This is a genomic window from Bradyrhizobium sp. (assembly GCF_049691595.1).
GTDB lineage: Bacteria > Pseudomonadota > Alphaproteobacteria > Rhizobiales > Xanthobacteraceae > Bradyrhizobium.
The window spans coordinates 1-2,590 of record NZ_JBAVNZ010000185.1; the positions used below are offsets into that span (position 1 = coordinate 1).

Here is a 2,590-nt window from a genome sequence, read left to right on the forward strand (position 1 = left end):
GGCGTGCGGCGAGGCCTATCCCGTCGCCGAGCGTTTCCTGAAGGCGCTGCGCATCGCCGGCGGCCAGCCCTCGCGACCGCGCTCTGATATCTCTTCCGACATCGCCGAACGGCCCGCCGCCGCCTCGCCCGATTTCACCTATCGCCCGAGCGGCGACATCATCGCCAACCGCGGCGCCCGCAAACATGGCGGCCATTTCGACGCGACCGCCTATTCGCAGATCCGGTTTCCGCTCGAGAAAGCGCCGGCGTTCGCCCGCTCGCAATCGCTGAGGAAACGCAAACTGGACGGGTCGGCCGCCGATTATCCCTGGCGCGACAATTTCTGCGAGCCGCGCAGTTTCGAGGTCGGACAATGCGCCGGCGGATTCGGCCATCAGGGGCAGGATATCCGTCCCGGCGCATGCCCGCCGAACGGCGAAGGCGGAGAAAGCTGCGATGCCAAGCGGCAGGCGATCGTCGCGGTTCGCGACGGCGTGCTGATCCGCTCGTTGAAGCAGCAGACGGCGACGCTCCAGGTCAACACCGCCAACGAGCACATCCGTTTTCGTTACATGCACATGAACCCGTCAAGCATGGACGCCGACCGCGTTCTCAATGGCCGCCGCGTCGCGGAAGGCGAAAAGATCGGCGTGGTTTCGAACTACCTCGATCGCCCCAACGGCACCTCCCGCCACCTGCATTTCGACGTCCAAGTGTTCACGCGCGACGGCTGGCTCTGGGTCAACCCCTACACCACCCTGGTCTCGGCCTATGAGCGCCTGATCCATGGCCGAGGGCGCGAGATCGGTCCCGACCCCATCGAGTCGGTCGCCGCGGTTGCGCACGCCTTGCCCGAGGACGTGATCCAGCATCTGGACCCGCAGGAAGGCGGTGGTAACTAAGATCAAAGGTTCGCAGATGGCCGGCATCAATTCCGTCTCCCAAAAAATATTTCGAACCCTGTCGGTTTTGCCCCGGCTCGAACGACTGTACTGGCCAATCGGATCGCAACCGCGAAGCCAGGCAACCAACCAAGGAGGACAAGGTGACAACCGACCTCAAATACCTGATCTATACCGCGATACTGACCGCCTCGCTCTGGATCCCCTATATTGTCTGCCAGGTGACGACCAACGGGCCGCTGCAACCGGCCAACTACGTCGATCCCGCGCTGCCGCGGCCGGTGCCTTCCTGGGGGCATCGCGCGCATCGGGTGTATCTGAATGCGATCGAGGTCTTTGCGCCGTTTGCCGCGCTTGTTGTCGTCGCACACCTGACCGGCAAGGCGAACGCGATGACCGCGCTCTGGTCGGCGAGCTTCTTTTGGCTGAGGCTCGCCCACGCCGTCGTGTATTGGGCCGGGCTTCCCTATCTCCGCACCATCCTGTTCACTTTGGCATTTGTCGCCGAGCTCGGAATTTTCTGGGAGCTCATCAAGTAGTTTCGGAAGGACGACGCGATCGAACAACGGACGCGCGGGATGCCGCAAGGCGCCCGCGCGTCTTGTTATCGGCTTGTCGGCCCCGTCGCGGCTCTGGGAATTTCCTGTCGACATCGATGGTGAAGCCCGCTTGCCTGCGGACAAGCCTCGCAGTTGGCCAAATCCCCGATGCTTACGACGTTTGCCGCGCCGGTAGGATCGGATGAAAGGCTGGAGCGGCGGCTGGCGGCAGGGCCGAGCGCCAGCGCGCAAGTCACGGTCCGGCACTGGCTGTCCAAAATCGCCACAGATTTCCGGGATAGCTGATCCTGCGGCGTCATGACTTTTGGTCCATGCTTGCAGCGCCGCTACACTGGCCCGATGAAACCGCCTGATTCTCTGAGCCTCCCTACCCGCCGCGCCGTTCTGCAAGCCGGCATCGGCGCCGGCGCCCTGCTCACCGATCGGCGCGCGGCGCTGGCCGCAGCGCCGCCCGGCTTCGACCAGTGGCGCGACAATTTTCGCGCTCGCGCATTGGCAAAAGGCATTTCGGATGCGACCTGGATCCGGGTGATGGGCCGCATCGAGCCCGACATGAGCGTGTTCCGGCAGATGGCTAAGCAGCCGGAGTTCAACGAGCAGATCTGGCAATACATCAATCGCCGCGCCTCCGACTGGCGCATCATCGCCGGCAAGGAAGCGCTGAAGCAGAACGAGGCGCTGTTTGCGCGGATCGAGCAGGATTTTGGCGTCGAGCGCGGCACCTTGCTCGCGCTGTGGGGCGTCGAATCCGCCTATGGCGATCCGCTGGTGCAGCAGAACCACATGCGGCCGGTGTTTCCCTCGCTCGCCGCGCTGGCCTGGAACGAGCCGCGCCGCCGCGCCTATTGGGAGACCGAGCTGATCAACGCATTGAAAATCGTCGATCGCGGCTGGGGCACTCCGGAGGAAATGCGCGGCTCCTGGGCCGGCGCCATGGGCCATACGCAGTGGATGCCCGAAGTCTGGCTCAATGTCGGCATGGACTACGACAGGGACGGCCGGGTGTCGCCGTTCGGCAAGCCCGACGATGCGCTCGGCTCCAGCGCGCGCTTTCTGGTCAATCGCGGCAAATATCACCGTGGCGAACATTGGGGCCATGAGGTGCGCGCGCCCGGTGCGGCCTCGGGCGGCAGCCGGACCTATGCGG

2 protein-coding genes and 1 pseudogene are annotated in these 2,590 nt (G+C 64.6%); all 3 read left to right on the forward strand.

The features are described 5' to 3' along the window. A pseudogene (locus WCE35_RS08440) lies at positions 1–883 on the forward strand (M23 family peptidase); the annotation flags it as partial. Between the two features lie 143 nt (positions 884–1,026). Next, positions 1,027–1,422 (forward strand): MAPEG family protein, encoded by a 396-nt coding sequence (locus tag WCE35_RS08445; protein WP_424592891.1) that lies wholly within the window; start codon positions 1,027–1,029, stop codon positions 1,420–1,422. 360 nt (positions 1,423–1,782) lie between these two features. Further along, a partial coding sequence (locus tag WCE35_RS08450) for a lytic murein transglycosylase (RefSeq protein ID WP_424592892.1) occupies positions 1,783–2,590 on the forward strand: 808 nt, incomplete at its 3' end.